At 56.9% G+C, this 15042-nt stretch carries 11 protein-coding genes; 6 read left to right on the top strand and 5 right to left on the bottom strand.

The features are described from left to right. Positions 1 to 211: 211 nt before the first annotated feature. The 3 genes from hutH to OCH02_RS13415 all read right to left on the bottom strand — a co-directional run bounded on the left by hutH (position 212) and on the right by OCH02_RS13415 (position 5148). Positions 212 to 1747, bottom strand: a complete 1536-nt coding sequence (gene hutH / locus OCH02_RS13425) for a histidine ammonia-lyase (protein WP_012005252.1) — start codon at positions 1745 to 1747, stop codon at positions 212 to 214. Further along, positions 1744 to 3435: a urocanate hydratase gene (hutU, locus tag OCH02_RS13420; protein WP_261431659.1), complete on the bottom strand. Its 1692-nt coding sequence runs from the start codon at positions 3433 to 3435 to the stop codon at positions 1744 to 1746. The genes hutH and hutU overlap by 4 nt, the downstream gene beginning before the upstream one ends. A 375-nt stretch (positions 3436 to 3810) precedes the next feature. After that, on the bottom strand, positions 3811 to 5148 hold the full coding sequence (locus tag OCH02_RS13415; RefSeq protein ID WP_261431657.1) for an MFS transporter: 1338 nt from the start codon (positions 5146 to 5148) through the stop codon (positions 3811 to 3813). Positions 5149 to 5471: 323 nt separating this feature from the next. Here OCH02_RS13415 and queE point away from each other — a divergent pair, with 323 nt between their 5' ends. Then, the gene (gene queE / locus OCH02_RS13410; protein ID WP_261431655.1) at positions 5472 to 6143 is read left to right on the top strand and encodes a 7-carboxy-7-deazaguanine synthase QueE; all 672 of its coding nucleotides are present in this window, start codon (positions 5472 to 5474) and stop codon (positions 6141 to 6143) included. A gap of 29 nt (positions 6144 to 6172) precedes the next feature. Here the strand turns inward: queE and queD are convergent, their stop codons facing one another. Further along, positions 6173 to 6532: a 6-carboxytetrahydropterin synthase QueD gene (queD, locus tag OCH02_RS13405; RefSeq protein ID WP_012005257.1), complete on the bottom strand. Its 360-nt coding sequence runs from the start codon at positions 6530 to 6532 to the stop codon at positions 6173 to 6175. 435 nt (positions 6533 to 6967) lie between these two features. Here queD and cysJ point away from each other — a divergent pair, with 435 nt between their 5' ends. The 3 genes from cysJ to OCH02_RS13390 all read left to right on the top strand — a co-directional run bounded on the left by cysJ (position 6968) and on the right by OCH02_RS13390 (position 11288). After that, positions 6968 to 8767 carry an NADPH-dependent assimilatory sulfite reductase flavoprotein subunit gene (cysJ, locus tag OCH02_RS13400; protein ID WP_261431654.1) on the top strand — a complete coding sequence of 600 codons (1800 nt, stop codon included), beginning with the start codon at positions 6968 to 6970 and terminating at the stop codon, positions 8765 to 8767. After that, a complete protein-coding gene (gene cysI / locus OCH02_RS13395; protein WP_012005259.1) occupies positions 8767 to 10482 on the top strand; it encodes an assimilatory sulfite reductase (NADPH) hemoprotein subunit in 1716 nt (571 codons plus the stop codon). Before cysJ ends, cysI begins: the two co-directional genes overlap by 1 nt. 71 nt (positions 10483 to 10553) lie before the next feature. Then, positions 10554 to 11288 carry a phosphoadenylyl-sulfate reductase gene (locus OCH02_RS13390; protein ID WP_261431653.1) on the top strand — a complete coding sequence of 245 codons (735 nt, stop codon included), beginning with the start codon at positions 10554 to 10556 and terminating at the stop codon, positions 11286 to 11288. 61 nt (positions 11289 to 11349) lie between these two features. Here the strand turns inward: OCH02_RS13390 and OCH02_RS13385 are convergent, their stop codons facing one another. Then, positions 11350 to 12423: an aminopeptidase gene (locus tag OCH02_RS13385; RefSeq protein WP_261431652.1), complete on the bottom strand. Its 1074-nt coding sequence runs from the start codon at positions 12421 to 12423 to the stop codon at positions 11350 to 11352. 262 nt (positions 12424 to 12685) lie between these two features. Here OCH02_RS13385 and cysG point away from each other — a divergent pair, with 262 nt between their 5' ends. Next, positions 12686 to 14116 (top strand): siroheme synthase CysG, encoded by a 1431-nt coding sequence (gene cysG / locus OCH02_RS13380; protein WP_261431651.1) that lies wholly within the window; start codon positions 12686 to 12688, stop codon positions 14114 to 14116. A gap of 9 nt (positions 14117 to 14125) precedes the next feature. Continuing rightward, positions 14126 to 15034: a sulfate adenylyltransferase subunit CysD gene (gene cysD, locus OCH02_RS13375; RefSeq protein WP_012005266.1), complete on the top strand. Its 909-nt coding sequence runs from the start codon at positions 14126 to 14128 to the stop codon at positions 15032 to 15034. The last annotated feature ends 8 nt before the right edge of the window (positions 15035 to 15042 follow it).

Below are 15042 nucleotides of genomic sequence, written 5' to 3'. Positions count from 1 at the left end.
AGTTTTTACGGCAGAACAGGCACGCGCTATCCGCACCGGGCGGATAGCGCCCGGTGGGACAGAACAAACTGCGTGGTATACCCTTATTACTTGAAGCCGCAGCGTTGTTGGCTGCGTTCGCTCACCCCAGTCACTTAGCTGACTAAGCTCCCGGGGATTCACGCTCTGGCCGCCTAGCTGCAACTCCAACGACTTCGGGTGGACGTTTTATTTATGCCTGGCTAGGCAGCAGTGCTGCAGGCATTAACGAGGTCAGGTGACCGGCCGCCAACAGCAGGCTGGCGGCTTCAATGTCGGGAGCGAAGAAACGATCCTTGTCGTAGTAACTGACTTGCTCGCGCAGTGTGCGGCGGGCCTGCTCCAGGCTTTCGGTGGTTTTCAGCCCTTTACGCAGATCCAGCCCCTGACAGGCCGCCAGCCACTCGACGGCCAGAATGCCGCGAACGTTATCCGCCATTTCCCACAGGCGACGACCGGCGGCCGGTGCCATGGAAACGTGGTCTTCCTGGTTGGCCGAGGTTGGAATACTGTCGACGCTGGCCGGGTGCGCCAGCGCTTTATTTTCACTGGTTAGCGCCGCAGCGGTCACCTGAGCAATCATAAAGCCGGAGTTCACCCCGCCGTTGTCCACCAGGAAAGGTGGCAGCTGCGACATGTGTTTATCCATCATCAGCGAGATACGGCGCTCGGACAGTGAACCGATTTCGGCAAACGCCAGCGCCAGATTGTCGGCGGCCATGGCGACCGGTTCGGCGTGGAAGTTACCGCCGGACAGTACGTCGCCCTGGTCAGCAAAGACCAGTGGGTTGTCGGACACCGCGTTGGCTTCAATTTCCAGCACTTCGGCGGCCTGGCGAATTTGCGTCAGGCAAGCACCCATCACCTGTGGCTGGCAGCGCAGGGAGTATGGATCCTGCACTTTTTCACAGTTGCGGTGTGAGTCGGACACTTCGCTGCGCTCGCCCAGCAGATGGCGGTAAGCAGCGGCGGCGTCAATCTGACCACGCTGACCGCGCACGGCATGAATGCGCGCATCAAACGGGCTGCGTGAGCCCAGCGCGGCTTCCACCGTCAGGCTACCGGTAACCGTTGCCGCGGCGTACAGGTCTTCTACGTCAAACAAACCGCGCAGGGCAAAGGCGGCGGAAACCTGGGTGCCGTTCAGCAGTGCCAGGCCTTCTTTGGCCGCCAGCGTCAGCGGCTTCAGGCCCGCTTTGGCCAGCGCTTCGGTGGCAGGCAGCCATTCGCCCTGATAACGGGCCTTGCCTTCACCCAACAACACCAGGCTCATGTGTGCCAGCGGTGCCAGGTCGCCGGAGGCGCCCACGGAGCCTTTCAGCGGGATATGGGGATAGACTTCGGCGTTGACCAGCGCCATCAGCGCCTCGATCACTTCCAGACGGATGCCGGAGAAACCGCGCGACAGGCTATTGATTTTCAGCACCATAATCAGGCGCACCAGATTGTCGTCGGTGGGCGCACCGACGCCGGCGGCATGCGACAGCACGATAGAACGCTGCAGGTCTTCCAGATCTTCGCGGGCGATGCGGGTGGATGCCAGCAGCCCGAAACCGGTGTTAATGCCGTAAGTGGTACGGTTTTCCTCAACGATACGCTCAACGCAGGCAACGCTTTTCTGGATATCTGCGTAGGCATTGTCGTCCAGAGTCAGGGTGACCGGGTGTTGATAAATTTCACGCAGTTGCGCCAGCGTTAATTGGCCTGGGCGAATAGTCAGCGCTTTCATGCTTTGTCTCCTTGAGTCGCAGCCACCATCGGCAGGTTCAAACCTTGCTCGCGGGCGCATTCAATGGCGATGTCGTAACCGGCATCGGCGTGACGCATTACGCCGGTGGCCGGGTCATTATGTAATACGCGGGCGATGCGTTCTGCTGCTTCATCGGTGCCGTCACAAACGATAACCATACCGGAGTGCTGGGAGAAGCCCATGCCGACGCCACCGCCGTGGTGCAGGGAAACCCAGGTCGCGCCGCTGGCGGTATTGAGCAGGGCGTTGAGCAGCGGCCAGTCGGACACGGCGTCTGAGCCGTCTTTCATCGATTCGGTTTCACGGTTCGGGCTGGCAACCGAGCCGGAGTCCAGATGGTCACGGCCGATGACGATAGGTGCGGACAGCTCGCCGCTGCGCACCATTTCGTTGAACGCGAGACCCAGTTTGGCGCGCTGGCCCAGACCGACCCAGCAGATACGTGCCGGCAGACCCTGGAAACTGATGCGCTCGCGTGCCATATCCAGCCAGCGGTGCAGATGCTCGTCATCCGGGATCAGCTCTTTGACCATGGCGTCGGTTTTGTAGATGTCTTGTGGATCGCCAGACAGTGCGGCCCAGCGGAATGGGCCAACACCGCGGCAGAACAGAGGACGGATATAAGCCGGTACGAAGCCCGGGAAATCAAAGGCGTTGTTGACGCCCATTTCTTTCGCCATCTGACGAATGTTGTTGCCGTAGTCGAAGGTTGGCACGCCCATTTTCTGGAACGCCAGCATGGCTTCGACGTGTTCGGCCATTGACTGCTTGGCGGCGATAACCACCTGAGCGGGTTCGGTCAGCGCACGCTGACGGTATTCTTCCCAGCTCCAGCCTTTAGGCAGGTAGCCGTTCAGCGGATCGTGGGCGCTGGTCTGGTCGGTGACCATGTCCGGACGCACCCCGCGGCGCACCAACTCTGGCAACACATCCGCTGCGTTACCGCACAGGGCGATGGAGATGGCTTTGCCTTCGGCGGTGTATTTCTTGATGCGGGCCAGCGCGTCGTCCAGATCTTTGGCCTGCTCATCGACATAGCGGGTTTTCAGGCGGAAATCGATGCGGCTCTGCTGGCATTCGATGTTCAGCGAGCAAGCGCCTGCCAGCGTAGCGGCCAGCGGCTGTGCGCCACCCATGCCACCCAGACCGGCGGTCAGCACCCAGCGGCCTTGCAGGCTGCCGTCATAATGCTGGCGACCCGCTTCGACGAAGGTCTCGTAGGTGCCCTGGACGATGCCCTGGCTGCCGATGTAGATCCAGCTGCCGGCGGTCATCTGGCCGTACATGGCCAGGCCCTTGGCGTCCAGTTCGTTAAAGTGTTCCCAGGTTGCCCAGTGAGGCACCAGGTTGGAGTTGGCGATCAGCACGCGTGGCGCGTTGCTGTGGGTTTTGAATACTCCCACCGGTTTGCCGGACTGCACCAGCAGGGTTTCATCGTCTTCCAGGGTTTTCAGGGTGGCGACAATTTTGTCATAGCAATCCCAGTCACGGGCAGCGCGGCCGATACCGCCGTAAACCACCAGCTCGTGCGGGTTCTCCGCCACGTCAGGATCAAGGTTGTTCATCAGCATGCGCAACGGCGCTTCGGTCAGCCAGCTTTTTGCATTTAATTTTGTGCCGCGTGGCGCGCGTACTTCGACATTGCGAACTTTGTTATTTGCAGTCACAGCATTTTCCTCAAACAGTATTGGTGCAGAATCCCATAACGCGGTGGGGTGAATCACCACGCCATAACAATGCGTCGGGTTTATTAACATATACTTGTATGTACAAGCATATGCAACACCGACCAGTGAAGGACGAAAATGGCATAAGAGAAAGTTATTTTTATTATTAATCAATGCGATGGTGTTTTGTTAGGCGTTGTGGCCATTAGCTGGACAAGGGAGAACAGTGAGCTATTCAGCAAAAATGAATTAAAAATGGGTCAATTTTGCGCGTCTAATCACAATAAATTTACATACCTATTACAAGTTAGGGCCTGTGATAAAAAAGTCCTATCGCTGCAAGAAAAACGCCCGCCAGAGGACGGGCATTTTTCTTTATGCAGCAGGCTGTAACACCGCCCGGCGGGTCATTTTGAATACCGTGGCGATAGCGGCGATCAACGCCGGCACGCACAGGAACATCAAAATACTCTGCACTTCCCATTGCATGGCCAGCAATTGCGCTCCCATCATGGTCCCTGCCACGCCACCAAAGCGGCCGATGCCCTGCATCCAGGCAATGCCGGTTGCGCGGCTGTGGGTTGGGTAGAAGGTCGCTGCCAGCGTTTGCAGGCCGGACTGCGCACCGTTCATGGTGATCCCCATCAGGAAGATAAAGGTACCCAGCAGCACGATATGGCTGTCCTCGGTGGCCATCGCCATGATCAGCAGCGCGGTAATGACAAAGCCGCTCGATACCACCTTATGGGCGTTCCAGCGATCCATCAGCCAGCCGGCCACCAGAATGCCAAGGGTGCCGCCGAAGGTGAACAGCGAGGTCAGGATAGCCGACTGCTCCAACTGATAGCCCAGCCCCTGCATCAGAATGGGCATCCAGCTTAGCAGCACGTAATAAATCACCAGCCCCATAAAATAGGTCAGCCACAGCATCAGCGTACCGGTCAGATAAGGCCGGGTGAACAACAGCCCGACGCTGGTTTTCGACTGTGCCAGTTTCTCTTCATACAGATAGAAGCGAGTTATCTTGTCTAGATCCTGACTGACAAAGCGCTGGGCAATGCGTTTGATTTTGATCGCGTCTTTGCCGCGGTTAACCATGTACTTCACCGATTCCGGCAGGAACAGGATCAACAATACCGTCAGCACCAGCGGAGCGATTGCTCCCAGCAACAGCACGCTGTGCCAGCCATAGGCCGGGATAAGCCATGACGAAATCGCTCCACCGCCCGCGGCCCCCAGAGGGAAACCACAGTACATGGTATTAATCGCCAATGAGCGGCAGCGCTGCGGCGCATATTCGGAAATCAGCGTGATGGCGTTCGGCATTGCCGCTCCCAGCCCCAGGCCGGTGAGAAAACGCCACAGCGTCAGACTATTGAGCGAGCCGGCATAGGCGGTGGCCAGGCTCGAAAGACCGAAGAACAGGCATGAAAACACCAGCACCCGTTTGCGACCGATACGATCGGAGATTGGCCCGGCAACCAGCGCACCGAGTGACAGGCCCAACAGGGCGGCGCTCAATACCGGGCCGAGATCCTGTTTTACAATGCCCCAGTCTTTGGCGACCGAAGGGGCGATATACCCCATGGCCGCTGTGTCAAAGCCATCAATGGCCAGGATCAGAAATCCCAAAATGATCAAGGTCCAGTGAAACAGCGAGAATTTGCTGTCGTCGATGGCCTGCTGAATATTCAACTCGGTGGAATGAGCCATAGCACCCTCTAAACGCAGATGTGATTGTGATGAATGAACCGCCGGAACTGGCGTCCGACTTGTGCTTGCCTGTATATACATCTGCGTGTGAGCGGTTTATGTCAAATATATTTATCTTATACGTTAATTAAATGTTGTTTTTGCGAAGCAGATTACATCGTCAGCGGCAGGGGATTGCACGGTAAGTGAATTAAATGAAGCTGATAGCCGGTGAGATAAGCTGGTAGCAGCGCGGAAGATAAAATTTAATACAATTTCGCCTGTTTGGTCGCCGGGCCGGAATCTGCGATAATCCCTTTTTACCTATCCAGATTGAGAAACCGATGCAGTACCCGATTAATGAAATGTTCCAAACCTTGCAGGGCGAAGGCTTTTTTACCGGCGTTCCGGCCATTTTTATCCGCCTGCAGGGCTGCCCGGTAGGATGCAGCTGGTGCGATACCAAACATACCTGGGAAAAGGAAGCCAATCGGGAAGTTGATATGCAACGGATTCTGGTGAAAACCGAAGAGAGCGATGCCTGGGGGAGCGCCAGTGCCGAGCAGTTACTGGCCGTCATTCGCCAACAAGGCTACACCGCTCGCCACGTGGTAATCACCGGAGGCGAACCCTGTATTTACGATTTGACCCCGCTGACCCAATTGCTGGAAGACCATGGCTATGGTTGCCAGATTGAAACCAGTGGCACGCATGAAATCCAATGTTCGGCGAAAACCTGGGTGACGGTTTCACCCAAGGTGGGGATGCGCGGCGGCATGAAGGTGTTGAGCCAGGCTTTGCAACGTGCTGATGAAGTGAAACACCCGGTCGGACGTGAGCGTGATATTGAAGCGCTGGATGCGCTGCTGGCGACGCTGCACGATGAGAAGTCGCGGATTATCGCGTTGCAGCCGATCAGTCAGAAGGAAGAGGCGACCCGCCTGTGTATTGAAACCTGCATTGCGCGCAACTGGCGCCTGTCGATGCAGACCCATAAGTATCTGAATATCGCATAAAATTCAGGGCGCCATAGGGCGCCCTTTCTTTAACCTTTATACACGCATCCCGCGGTACAGGTTTCTTTCACCATCACCGCAGTCAGTTCCGGCAGCTGGGGTTTGAGCTGCTGCCAAATCCAGGCGGCAAGGACTTCGCTGGTGGGATTTTCCAATCCTGGAATATCATTGAGATAATTATGATCCAGGCGCTCCCAGATTGGGGAGAACACGGCTTTAAGCTCGGCGAAATCCATCACCCAACCGGTGTGTGCATCCACTTCACCGGTCACTTCCAGACGCACCATAAACGAATGCCCGTGCAGACGGCCACATTTATGGCCCTCCGCTACGTTCGGCAAGCGGTGTGCGGCTTCAAACTGAAAATCTTTAAACAGCGTGGTTGCCATTATTACGGCCTCATTGACTCAAAAACCGCCGAAGTTTACCGGAAACGGAGCTTGCTTGCCATTTATACCGCTTTGGTCTACCGGTAGCGCGAGCAAAGTTGGCTTAACACTTTTTTTGTTTGGTATGAATGAGACCTATCGATTGGGGTAATGAGTGCTAAATGCGATTCATTCAATAAACGTCAAAAAAATGATTTAATTTTCATGTGGATAAAAAAAATCGCTTAGCGCTTTAAGCACTATCCGTTACCAGAAAAACAGCTTAGTCATTTTAGTTATTATTTATTGCTATCCCTTATTTAATCGTTGCCAATCGGCTGGGTAACCTTACAAACTCTCCTGATCTTTTCAGGACCGCAGACCGAATGAAAAAAGCGGCTGACACTGGCGAGCACCTGGCTGGATAGGTGCCAAGTATAGGAAATAAGTACTGCAATGACGACTCAGGCACCTCCAACATCTTTGCTCCCGCTGACGCCCGAACAGCTGGCGCGCCTGCAGGCGGCGATTGGTGAATATTCACCAACGCAGCTGGCATGGCTGTCAGGTTATTTCTGGGGAATGGTAAATCAACAGCCTGGCAGCGTTGCCATTGCGCCGGTAGCTTCCGCTGCCGCCAGCATCACGGTGATCTCTGCTTCGCAGACTGGCAATGCACGCCGCCTGGCGGAACAGCTGCGCGACGATCTGTTGTCCGCCAAGCTGAGCGTCACCCTGGTGAACGCCGGTGACTACAAATTCAAGCAGATTGCCCAGGAACGTTTGCTGGTGATTGTCGCCTCCACTCAGGGGGAAGGCGAGCCGGCGGAAGAGGCGGTGGCGCTGCATAAATTCCTGTTCTCGAAGAAGGCACCCAAGCTAAACGAGACCGCGTTTGCGGTATTCGGCCTGGGGGACACGTCCTACGAAAACTTCTGTCAGTCGGGTAAAGACTTCGACAGCAAGCTGGCCGAACTGGGTGCAGAGCGCCTGGTTGAGCGGGTTGACGCCGACGTGGAATATCAGGAACTGGCCACGGCCTGGCGTAAACAGGTCGTGGAAGTGTTGAAAGCACGCGCGCCGGCGGAAAATGCCGCACCGGGCGTGTTGGCCAGCGGTGCAGTTGATCTGCTCGACAGCAGCCCGTACAGCAAAGAACAGCCGCTGACCGCGCAACTGGCGGTGAAACAAAAAATTACCGGCCGTGCGTCAGATAAAGACGTGCGCCATATCGAGATTGATCTGGGCGATTCTGGGCTGCGCTACCGACCGGGTGACGCGCTGGGCATCTGGTTCGATAACGATCCTGCGCTGGTGGACGAACTGGTGCAACTGCTGTGGCTGAAAGGCGACGAGCCGGTGGAGGTCGAAGGTAAAACTTTGCCGCTGGCGCAAGCATTGCGCAGCCATTTCGAATTGACGCAGAACACTACGCTGATCGTCGACAAATACGCGGCGCTGTCGCGTGACGAGAAGCTGATTGGCCTGCTGGCAGATAAGGCCGCGCTGCAGCATTACGCGCACAATACGCCGATTGTTGACATGGTGCGTCAGGCACCGGCCGATCTCAATGCCGAACAGTTGATTGGTCTGCTGCGTCCGTTGACGCCGCGCCTGTATTCCATCGCTTCGTCGCAGGCTGAGAACGAAAACGAAGTACAGGTTACCGTTGGCGTGGTGCGCTATGACATTGACGGTCGCGCTCGTGCCGGTGGCGCTTCCAGCTTCCTGGCCGATCGCCTGGAAGAGGACGGCGATGTGCGGGTGTTCATCGAGCACAACGACAACTTCCGCCTGCCGGCCAACCCGGAAACGCCGGTGATCATGATTGGCCCTGGCACCGGCATTGCGCCTTTCCGCGCCTTTATGCAGCAGCGTGACGCTGACGGCGCCGGCGGCAAGAATTGGCTGTTCTTTGGCAACCCGCATTTTACCGAAGATTTCCTGTATCAGGTCGAATGGCAGCGCTATGTGAAGGATGGCCTGCTGACCCGCATCGATCTGGCCTGGTCACGTGACCAACAACATAAAGTCTACGTACAAGACAAACTGCGCGAACAGGGCGCAGAGGTGTGGCGTTGGATCCAGGAAGGCGCGCATATTTACGTCTGTGGCGATGCCAACCGCATGGCAAAAGACGTGGAAAACACATTACTGGAACTGGTGGCCGAGCACGGTGGTATGGATACCGAGCTGGCGGATGAATTTTTAAGTGAGCTGCGCCTTGAGCGCCGTTATCAGCGAGATGTTTACTGATGAGTGATAAACACCCGGGGCCTCTGGTGGTTGAAGGCAAATTGGCCGATGCCGAGCGTTTGAAGAAAGAAAGCAACTTCCTGCGCGGCACCATCGCTGAAGATTTGAAGGACGGCCTGACCGGTGGCTTTACCGGTGACAACTTCCTGCTGATCCGTTTTCACGGCATGTACCAGCAGGACGACCGTGATATCCGTGCCGAACGTGCCGAGCAGAAGCTGGAGCCGCGCCACGCGATGATGCTGCGCTGCCGTCTGCCGGGGGGGATTATCTCGCCCCAGCAGTGGCTGGGCATTGATAAGTTCGCGCAGGAAAGCACCCTGTACGGCAGCATTCGTATCACCAACCGCCAGACCTTCCAGTTCCATGGCATTTTGAAGGGCAACGTTAAGCCGGTTCATCAACTGTTGGGCCGCCTGGGGCTGGACGCGCTGGCTACCGCCAACGACGTTAACCGTAACGTGCTTTGTACTTCTAACCCGGTGGAGTCAGAACTGCATCAGGAAGCCTATGAATGGGCTAAGAAAATTTCCGAACATCTGTTGCCGCGTACTCGCGCCTACGCGGAAGTGTGGCTGGATCAGGAAAAAGTGGCGACCACCGACGAAGAGCCGATCCTCGGTGCGACCTATCTGCCGCGCAAGTTTAAAACCACGGTGGTGATCCCGCCGCAGAACGACGTTGACCTGCACGCCAACGACATGAACTTTGTGGCGATCGCCAAAAACGGCAAGCTGGTGGGCTTCAATCTGTTGGTGGGAGGCGGCCTGTCGATTGAACATGGCAACAAGAAAACCTATGCGCGCCAGGCCAGCGAGTTCGGCTACATCCCGCTGGAGCACACGCTGGCAGTCGCCGAAGCGGTAGTGACCACCCAGCGCGACTGGGGTAATCGTACCGATCGTAAAAATGCCAAAACCAAATACACGCTGGAGCGCGTCGGGGTGGATACCTTCCGCGCCGAAGTCGAAAAACGGGCAGGCATCACTTTTGAGCCGATCCGCCCGTACGAATTCACCGGTCGCGGCGATCGCATTGGTTGGGTGAAAGGCATTGATAACCAATGGCACCTGACGCTGTTTATTGAGAACGGTCGGTTATTGGATTACCCGGGGCGTCCGCTGAAAACCGGCGTTGCCGAGATCGCGCGGATCCACAAAGGGGACTTCCGCCTGACCGCCAACCAGAACCTGATCGTCGCCGGCGTGCCGGAAAGCGAGAAGGCGAAGATCGAAGCGCTGGCGCGGGATCATGGCCTGATCGACGATGGGGTTAGCGTACAGCGCCAAAACTCGATGGCTTGCGTATCCTTCCCGACCTGCCCGTTGGCAATGGCGGAGGCCGAGCGTTTCCTGCCGGAGTTCGTCACCAAGGTGGAAGGGATCCTGCATCGGCACGGCGTGGGTGATGAGCATATCGTACTGCGCATCACCGGTTGCCCGAACGGCTGTGGCCGTGCGCTGCTGGCGGAGATTGGCCTGGTGGGTAAAGCGGTAGGTCGCTATAACCTGCATTTGGGCGGTAACCGGGAAGGCACGCGTATACCGCGTATGTACCGTGAAAATATTAACGAAGAAGAAATTCTGCGAGAGATTGACCAACTGGTAGGCCGTTGGGCCACTGAGCGCACGGCTGGCGAAGGCTTTGGTGATTTCACCATCCGCGCCGGTGTGGTCAGGCCGGTGGTTGATCCGGCGCAGGATTTCTGGGACTGACGCCATTTGGCCCCGCTGTTACAGGGGGCTGGATCTGCGCGGTATGATTCAAGCATCAGGAGGCAGGCAACATGGCTGAATTCAATCTGGCGGAGCTGAACGCGCTGCCCAAATCAGGGCAGGCGTTGGCACTGGCGGTGGTTAATGGTCAGTTGGAAACCCTTTCTGCCGAGCAGCGTGTCGAATGGGCGCTGGAGCATTTGCCGGGCGAGTTTGTACTCTCTTCAAGCTTTGGCATTCAGGCGGCGGTGTGTTTGCATTTGGTGACCAGGATCAAGCCGGATATCCCGGTGATCCTCACCGATACCGGCTATTTGTTCCCGGAAACCTATCAGTTTATCGATCGGTTGGCCGACATGCTGAAGTTGAACCTGCAGGTGTTCCGCGCCGAGCAGTCGCCTGCCTGGCAGGAGGCACGCTATGGCAAGCTGTGGGAGCAGGGCGTTGAGGGCATTGAGAAATACAACCAAATCAACAAGGTTGAGCCTATGAATCGCGCGCTGGAAACTCTGGGCGGGCAGACCTGGTTCGCCGGCCTGCGTCGCGAACAATCGGGCAGTCGCGCCCACTTGCCGGTGTTGGCAGTGCAGCGCGGAGTGTTCAAAATTCTGCCGATTATCGACTGGGACAACCGCAAGATTTATCAATACCTGACCGAGCACGGCCTGAGTTATCACCCGTTGTGGGAGCAAGGCTATCTGTCGGTGGGGGATACCCACACCACGCAGAAATGGGAACCGGGCATGAGCGAGGAAGAAACCCGCTTCTTCGGCCTGAAGCGTGAGTGCGGCCTGCACGAAGGCTAATACCCGATTAAACTGACCAGGGGCTCAGCATTGGCTGGGCCCCTGGTGTTTCTGTGGGGGGCTACTTTTTCTTTGGTGCTTTAGGCGGATGCGCCTGCGCCAGCTCTTTGATCAACGGCAACAGGATCTGCACGCTCTCGCGGCTGCGCTTGTCGATCCGTCCTGGCAAATTACGCTCCAGATATTGCAGATTATCGTACTGCGGGCGGTGCCAACTCATGCCCTGTGGGAAGTGCGGGCTGACGGCACGCTGCTGATAGCCGTCTTTCTTGCCCAGCGACCAGTTGGTGGCTTCGACGGACAGCACCGGAATACCGGCTTTATCAAATACTTCCTGATCGGAGCAGCAGCCGGTGCCTTTAGGATGCGCCTGGTTGCCCGGGTTGGTGGCAGCGGCGATGCCATAGCGGTGGGCGATATCCAGTGCGCGATCGCGGCTCTGTTTTGCCAACTTGGGTGGCGTGTTGCGGCCGGCATTGAAATACAGGCGATCGCCGGTGATCAGGCTGTCGAGGTTAATCACCAGCACGGTATTGCGTTTTTCTTCCGGGCTCATGCGCTGCAGATAGTTCTGCGCCCCCAATGAGCCGATTTCTTCGGCGCTGGTGGCAACAAAGCGCAGGCCGTAAGCCGTGGGGATGTTCTTCAGGCGCTCTGCCAATTCCAGCATTACGCCGATGCCAGAGGCATTGTCATCGACGCCCTGTAGCGTCAAGCCGCCGAGGTTGTTATCCAGGTCGGCGTCGCTTTGTGGCGTATAGGTATCAAAATGCGCCACGATCAGAATTTGCTGCGGATTGCTGCCATTTTTAGCGGCGATCACCGAACTGGCGGTAACATTATTCCAGTTCTTTTTACCGTCTTTACTGGTGTAGAGATAACGGGTATTGAAGCTGCGGATGTCGCTCTGATAACCCATCTTGCTGAACTGCTGGTTTAGATAGTCTGCGGTGAGCAATTCGGCCGGGCTGCCTGCCATACGGCCGGGAAAATAAGTCGCGATATGACGGATTTGGTCGGCGGCGAATTTACCCATCGGGGACTCTTTCGCGGGCTGTGTGGCGGCAGAAACGCTGAAAACACCGCCGAGCACTGCAACCAGCAGGCCGGCCTTCAGAGAAAAGCGGGAAAACATACCGAAAAATCCTTCTTTGATATCGGCGATACCGATTGTTTTTTTGCGGTGTTCAGTATGAGACGGTACGCAAGATTAAACAATTTCTCCCGCTCTTAATTTTGGTACAAACGCGCAAACTTTCGTCGCGATTATCACTGCTTGAGCCCTGTGCTGCGGCCTATATTCCATAAAGGAACTAGTCATTCCTTTTCGTCATTTCAGAGGCTAAATCTCAGCCCGTATAGTCACACTATCTTCCTGCATAAATGAAAAGGCTGTTGTGGACTATCTACCTATATTCGCCGACCTGAAACAACGTCCGGTGTTGGTCGTTGGCGGCGGTGAAGTGGCTGCGCGCAAAGTTGATCTTCTCCTGCGCGCCGGGGCTGAAATACGGATAGTTGCGCAGTCACTCTCACCGATACTCGAACAACTGCGTCAGCAGGGGCAGATCCACTGGCTGGGACAGGCTTTTGCCGCGCAGCAACTGGATGAGGTTTTCCTGGTGATTGCCGCCACCGATGACAGTGCACTGAATGCCAAGGTATTTAGCGAGGCGGATAAACGCCGGGTGCTGGCCAACGTAGTGGACGATCAGCCGCGCTGTTCGTTCATCTTCCCGTCGATTATCGACCGCTCACCCTTGGTGGTAGCCGTCTCTTCCAGTGGTCAGGCACCGGTGTTGGCACGCATGCTGCGTGAAAAACTTGAAGCCTTGTTGCCCGCCAGCCTGGGACAGATGGCTGAGGTAGCCGGGCGCTGGCGTGGTCAGGTGAAGCAACGGCTGAATACGATCGGCGAACGCCGTCGTTTTTGGGAAAAAACCTTTGGCGGCCGCTTCTCAACGCTGGTGGCCAATGGCCAAACCGCCGAGGCGCAGCGGCAATTGGAACAGGACTTACAGCAGTTTGCACAGGGCAGTGAAGGTACTCAGGGTGAAATTGCCCTGGTGGGGGCCGGGCCGGGCGACGTGGGGTTACTGACCCTGCGCGGGCTGCAGGTGATGCAGCAGGCCGACGTGGTGCTGTACGACCATCTGGTTAGCGATGAAATTCTTGATTTGGTTCGTCGCGATGCCGAACGCATCTGCGTGGGCAAACGCGCTGGCGCACACTCGGTGATCCAGGAAGAAACCAACCGTCTGCTGGTGGAACTGGCGCAGCAGGGTAAACGTGTGGTGCGGCTGAAGGGCGGCGATCCCTTTATCTTTGGTCGCGGCGGTGAAGAATTACAGGTGGCCGCCGCGGCGGGCATTCCGTTCCAGGTGGTGCCGGGGGTAACGGCCGCCGCCGGGGCAACCGCCTATGCCGGTATCCCGCTGACGCACCGCGATCACGCACAGAGCGTTACCTTTATTACCGGCCACTGTCGCCCCGACGGCGATGGGCTGGACTGGGCCGATTTGGCGCGTGCGCGCCAGACTCTGGCTATCTACATGGGCACCATGAAGGCGGCGGATATCAGCCAGCGCCTGATGGCCTACGGCCGTGCGGCCACAACGCCGGTGGCGGTAATCAGCCGTGGCACGCGTGCGGACCAACTGGTGCAAACCGGTACGCTGCAACAACTCGAACAATTGGCTCAACAGGCACCGTTACCGGCGCTGCTGGTGATCGGCGAAGTGGTGGACTTACATCACCAAATCGCCTGGTTTGGGCATCAACCGCAGGCGGCAGGGGTATCACGCCCAGCCGTCGTGAATTTGGCTTAAGGATCTGTTATGGACGAAAAACGACTCACTCATTTGCGGCAATTGGAGGCGGAGAGTATCCATATCATCCGTGAAGTCGCCGCTGAATTCGGCAACCCGGTGATGCTTTATTCCATCGGTAAAGACTCTTCCGTGATGCTGCACCTGGCGCGTAAGGCCTTCTTCCCAGGCACACTGCCGTTCCCTCTGCTGCACGTGGATACCGGCTGGAAATTCAGTGAGATGTACCAATTCCGTGACCGCACCGCCAAGGAGTACGGTTTTGAGCTGCTGGTACACAAAAATCCGGAAGGCGTGGCTATGGGTATTAACCCGTTCGTTCACGGCAGTGCCAAGCACACCGATATCATGAAAACCGAAGGCTTGAAGCAGGCGCTGAACAAATACGGTTTTGATGCCGCCTTTGGTGGTGCTCGCCGTGATGAAGAAAAGTCACGCGCCAAAGAGCGTATCTATTCTTTCCGCGACCGCTTCCACCGTTGGGATCCGAAGAACCAGCGCCCGGAGCTGTGGCACAACTACAACGGTCAGATCAACAAGGGCGAGAGTATTCGTGTGTTCCCACTGTCGAACTGGACCGAGCTGGATATCTGGCAATACATTTTCCTGGAAAAGATCGACATCATCCCTTTGTACCTGGCGAAGCCACGTCCGGTGGTAGAGCGCGACGGCATGCTGTTGATGGTGGACGACGATCGCATCGATCTGCAGCCGGGCGAAGTGATCAGCCAGCGCATGGTGCGCTTCCGCACCCTGGGTTGCTGGCCGCTGACCGGCGCGGTGGAGTCCGAAGCGCAAACGCTGCCGGAAATCATCGAAGAGATGTTGGTATCCACCACCAGTGAGCGCCAGGGACGGATGATCGACCGCGATCAGTCCGGCTCGATGGAGCTGAAAAAGCGTCAAGGGTATTTCTAAGGAGCCGC

The sequence above is a fragment of the Serratia quinivorans genome (assembly GCF_946227985.1).
GTDB lineage: Bacteria > Pseudomonadota > Gammaproteobacteria > Enterobacterales > Enterobacteriaceae > Serratia > Serratia quinivorans_A.
The sequence above is the reverse complement of the archived record's forward strand: the minus strand, read 5'-3'. Positions and strand labels throughout refer to the sequence as shown.

What these genes read in the sequence shown, in the direction of transcription:
- OCH02_RS13415 (WP_261431657.1), bottom strand. Translation starts at nt 5,148, where the DNA reads ATGGCTCATTCCACCGAGTTGAATATTCAGCAGGCCATCGACGACAGC.
- OCH02_RS13385 (WP_261431652.1), bottom strand. Translation starts at nt 12,423, where the DNA reads ATGTTTTCCCGCTTTTCTCTGAAGGCCGGCCTGCTGGTTGCAGTGCTC.
- cysI (WP_012005259.1), top strand. Translation starts at nt 8,767, where the DNA reads ATGAGTGATAAACACCCGGGGCCTCTGGTGGTTGAAGGCAAATTGGCC.
- OCH02_RS13390 (WP_261431653.1), top strand. Translation starts at nt 10,554, where the DNA reads ATGGCTGAATTCAATCTGGCGGAGCTGAACGCGCTGCCCAAATCAGGG.
- queD (WP_012005257.1), bottom strand. Translation starts at nt 6,532, where the DNA reads ATGGCAACCACGCTGTTTAAAGATTTTCAGTTTGAAGCCGCACACCGC.
- cysD (WP_012005266.1), top strand. Translation starts at nt 14,126, where the DNA reads ATGGACGAAAAACGACTCACTCATTTGCGGCAATTGGAGGCGGAGAGT.
- hutH (WP_012005252.1), bottom strand. Translation starts at nt 1,747, where the DNA reads ATGAAAGCGCTGACTATTCGCCCAGGCCAATTAACGCTGGCGCAACTG.
- cysJ (WP_261431654.1), top strand. Translation starts at nt 6,968, where the DNA reads ATGACGACTCAGGCACCTCCAACATCTTTGCTCCCGCTGACGCCCGAA.
- queE (WP_261431655.1), top strand. Translation starts at nt 5,472, where the DNA reads ATGCAGTACCCGATTAATGAAATGTTCCAAACCTTGCAGGGCGAAGGC.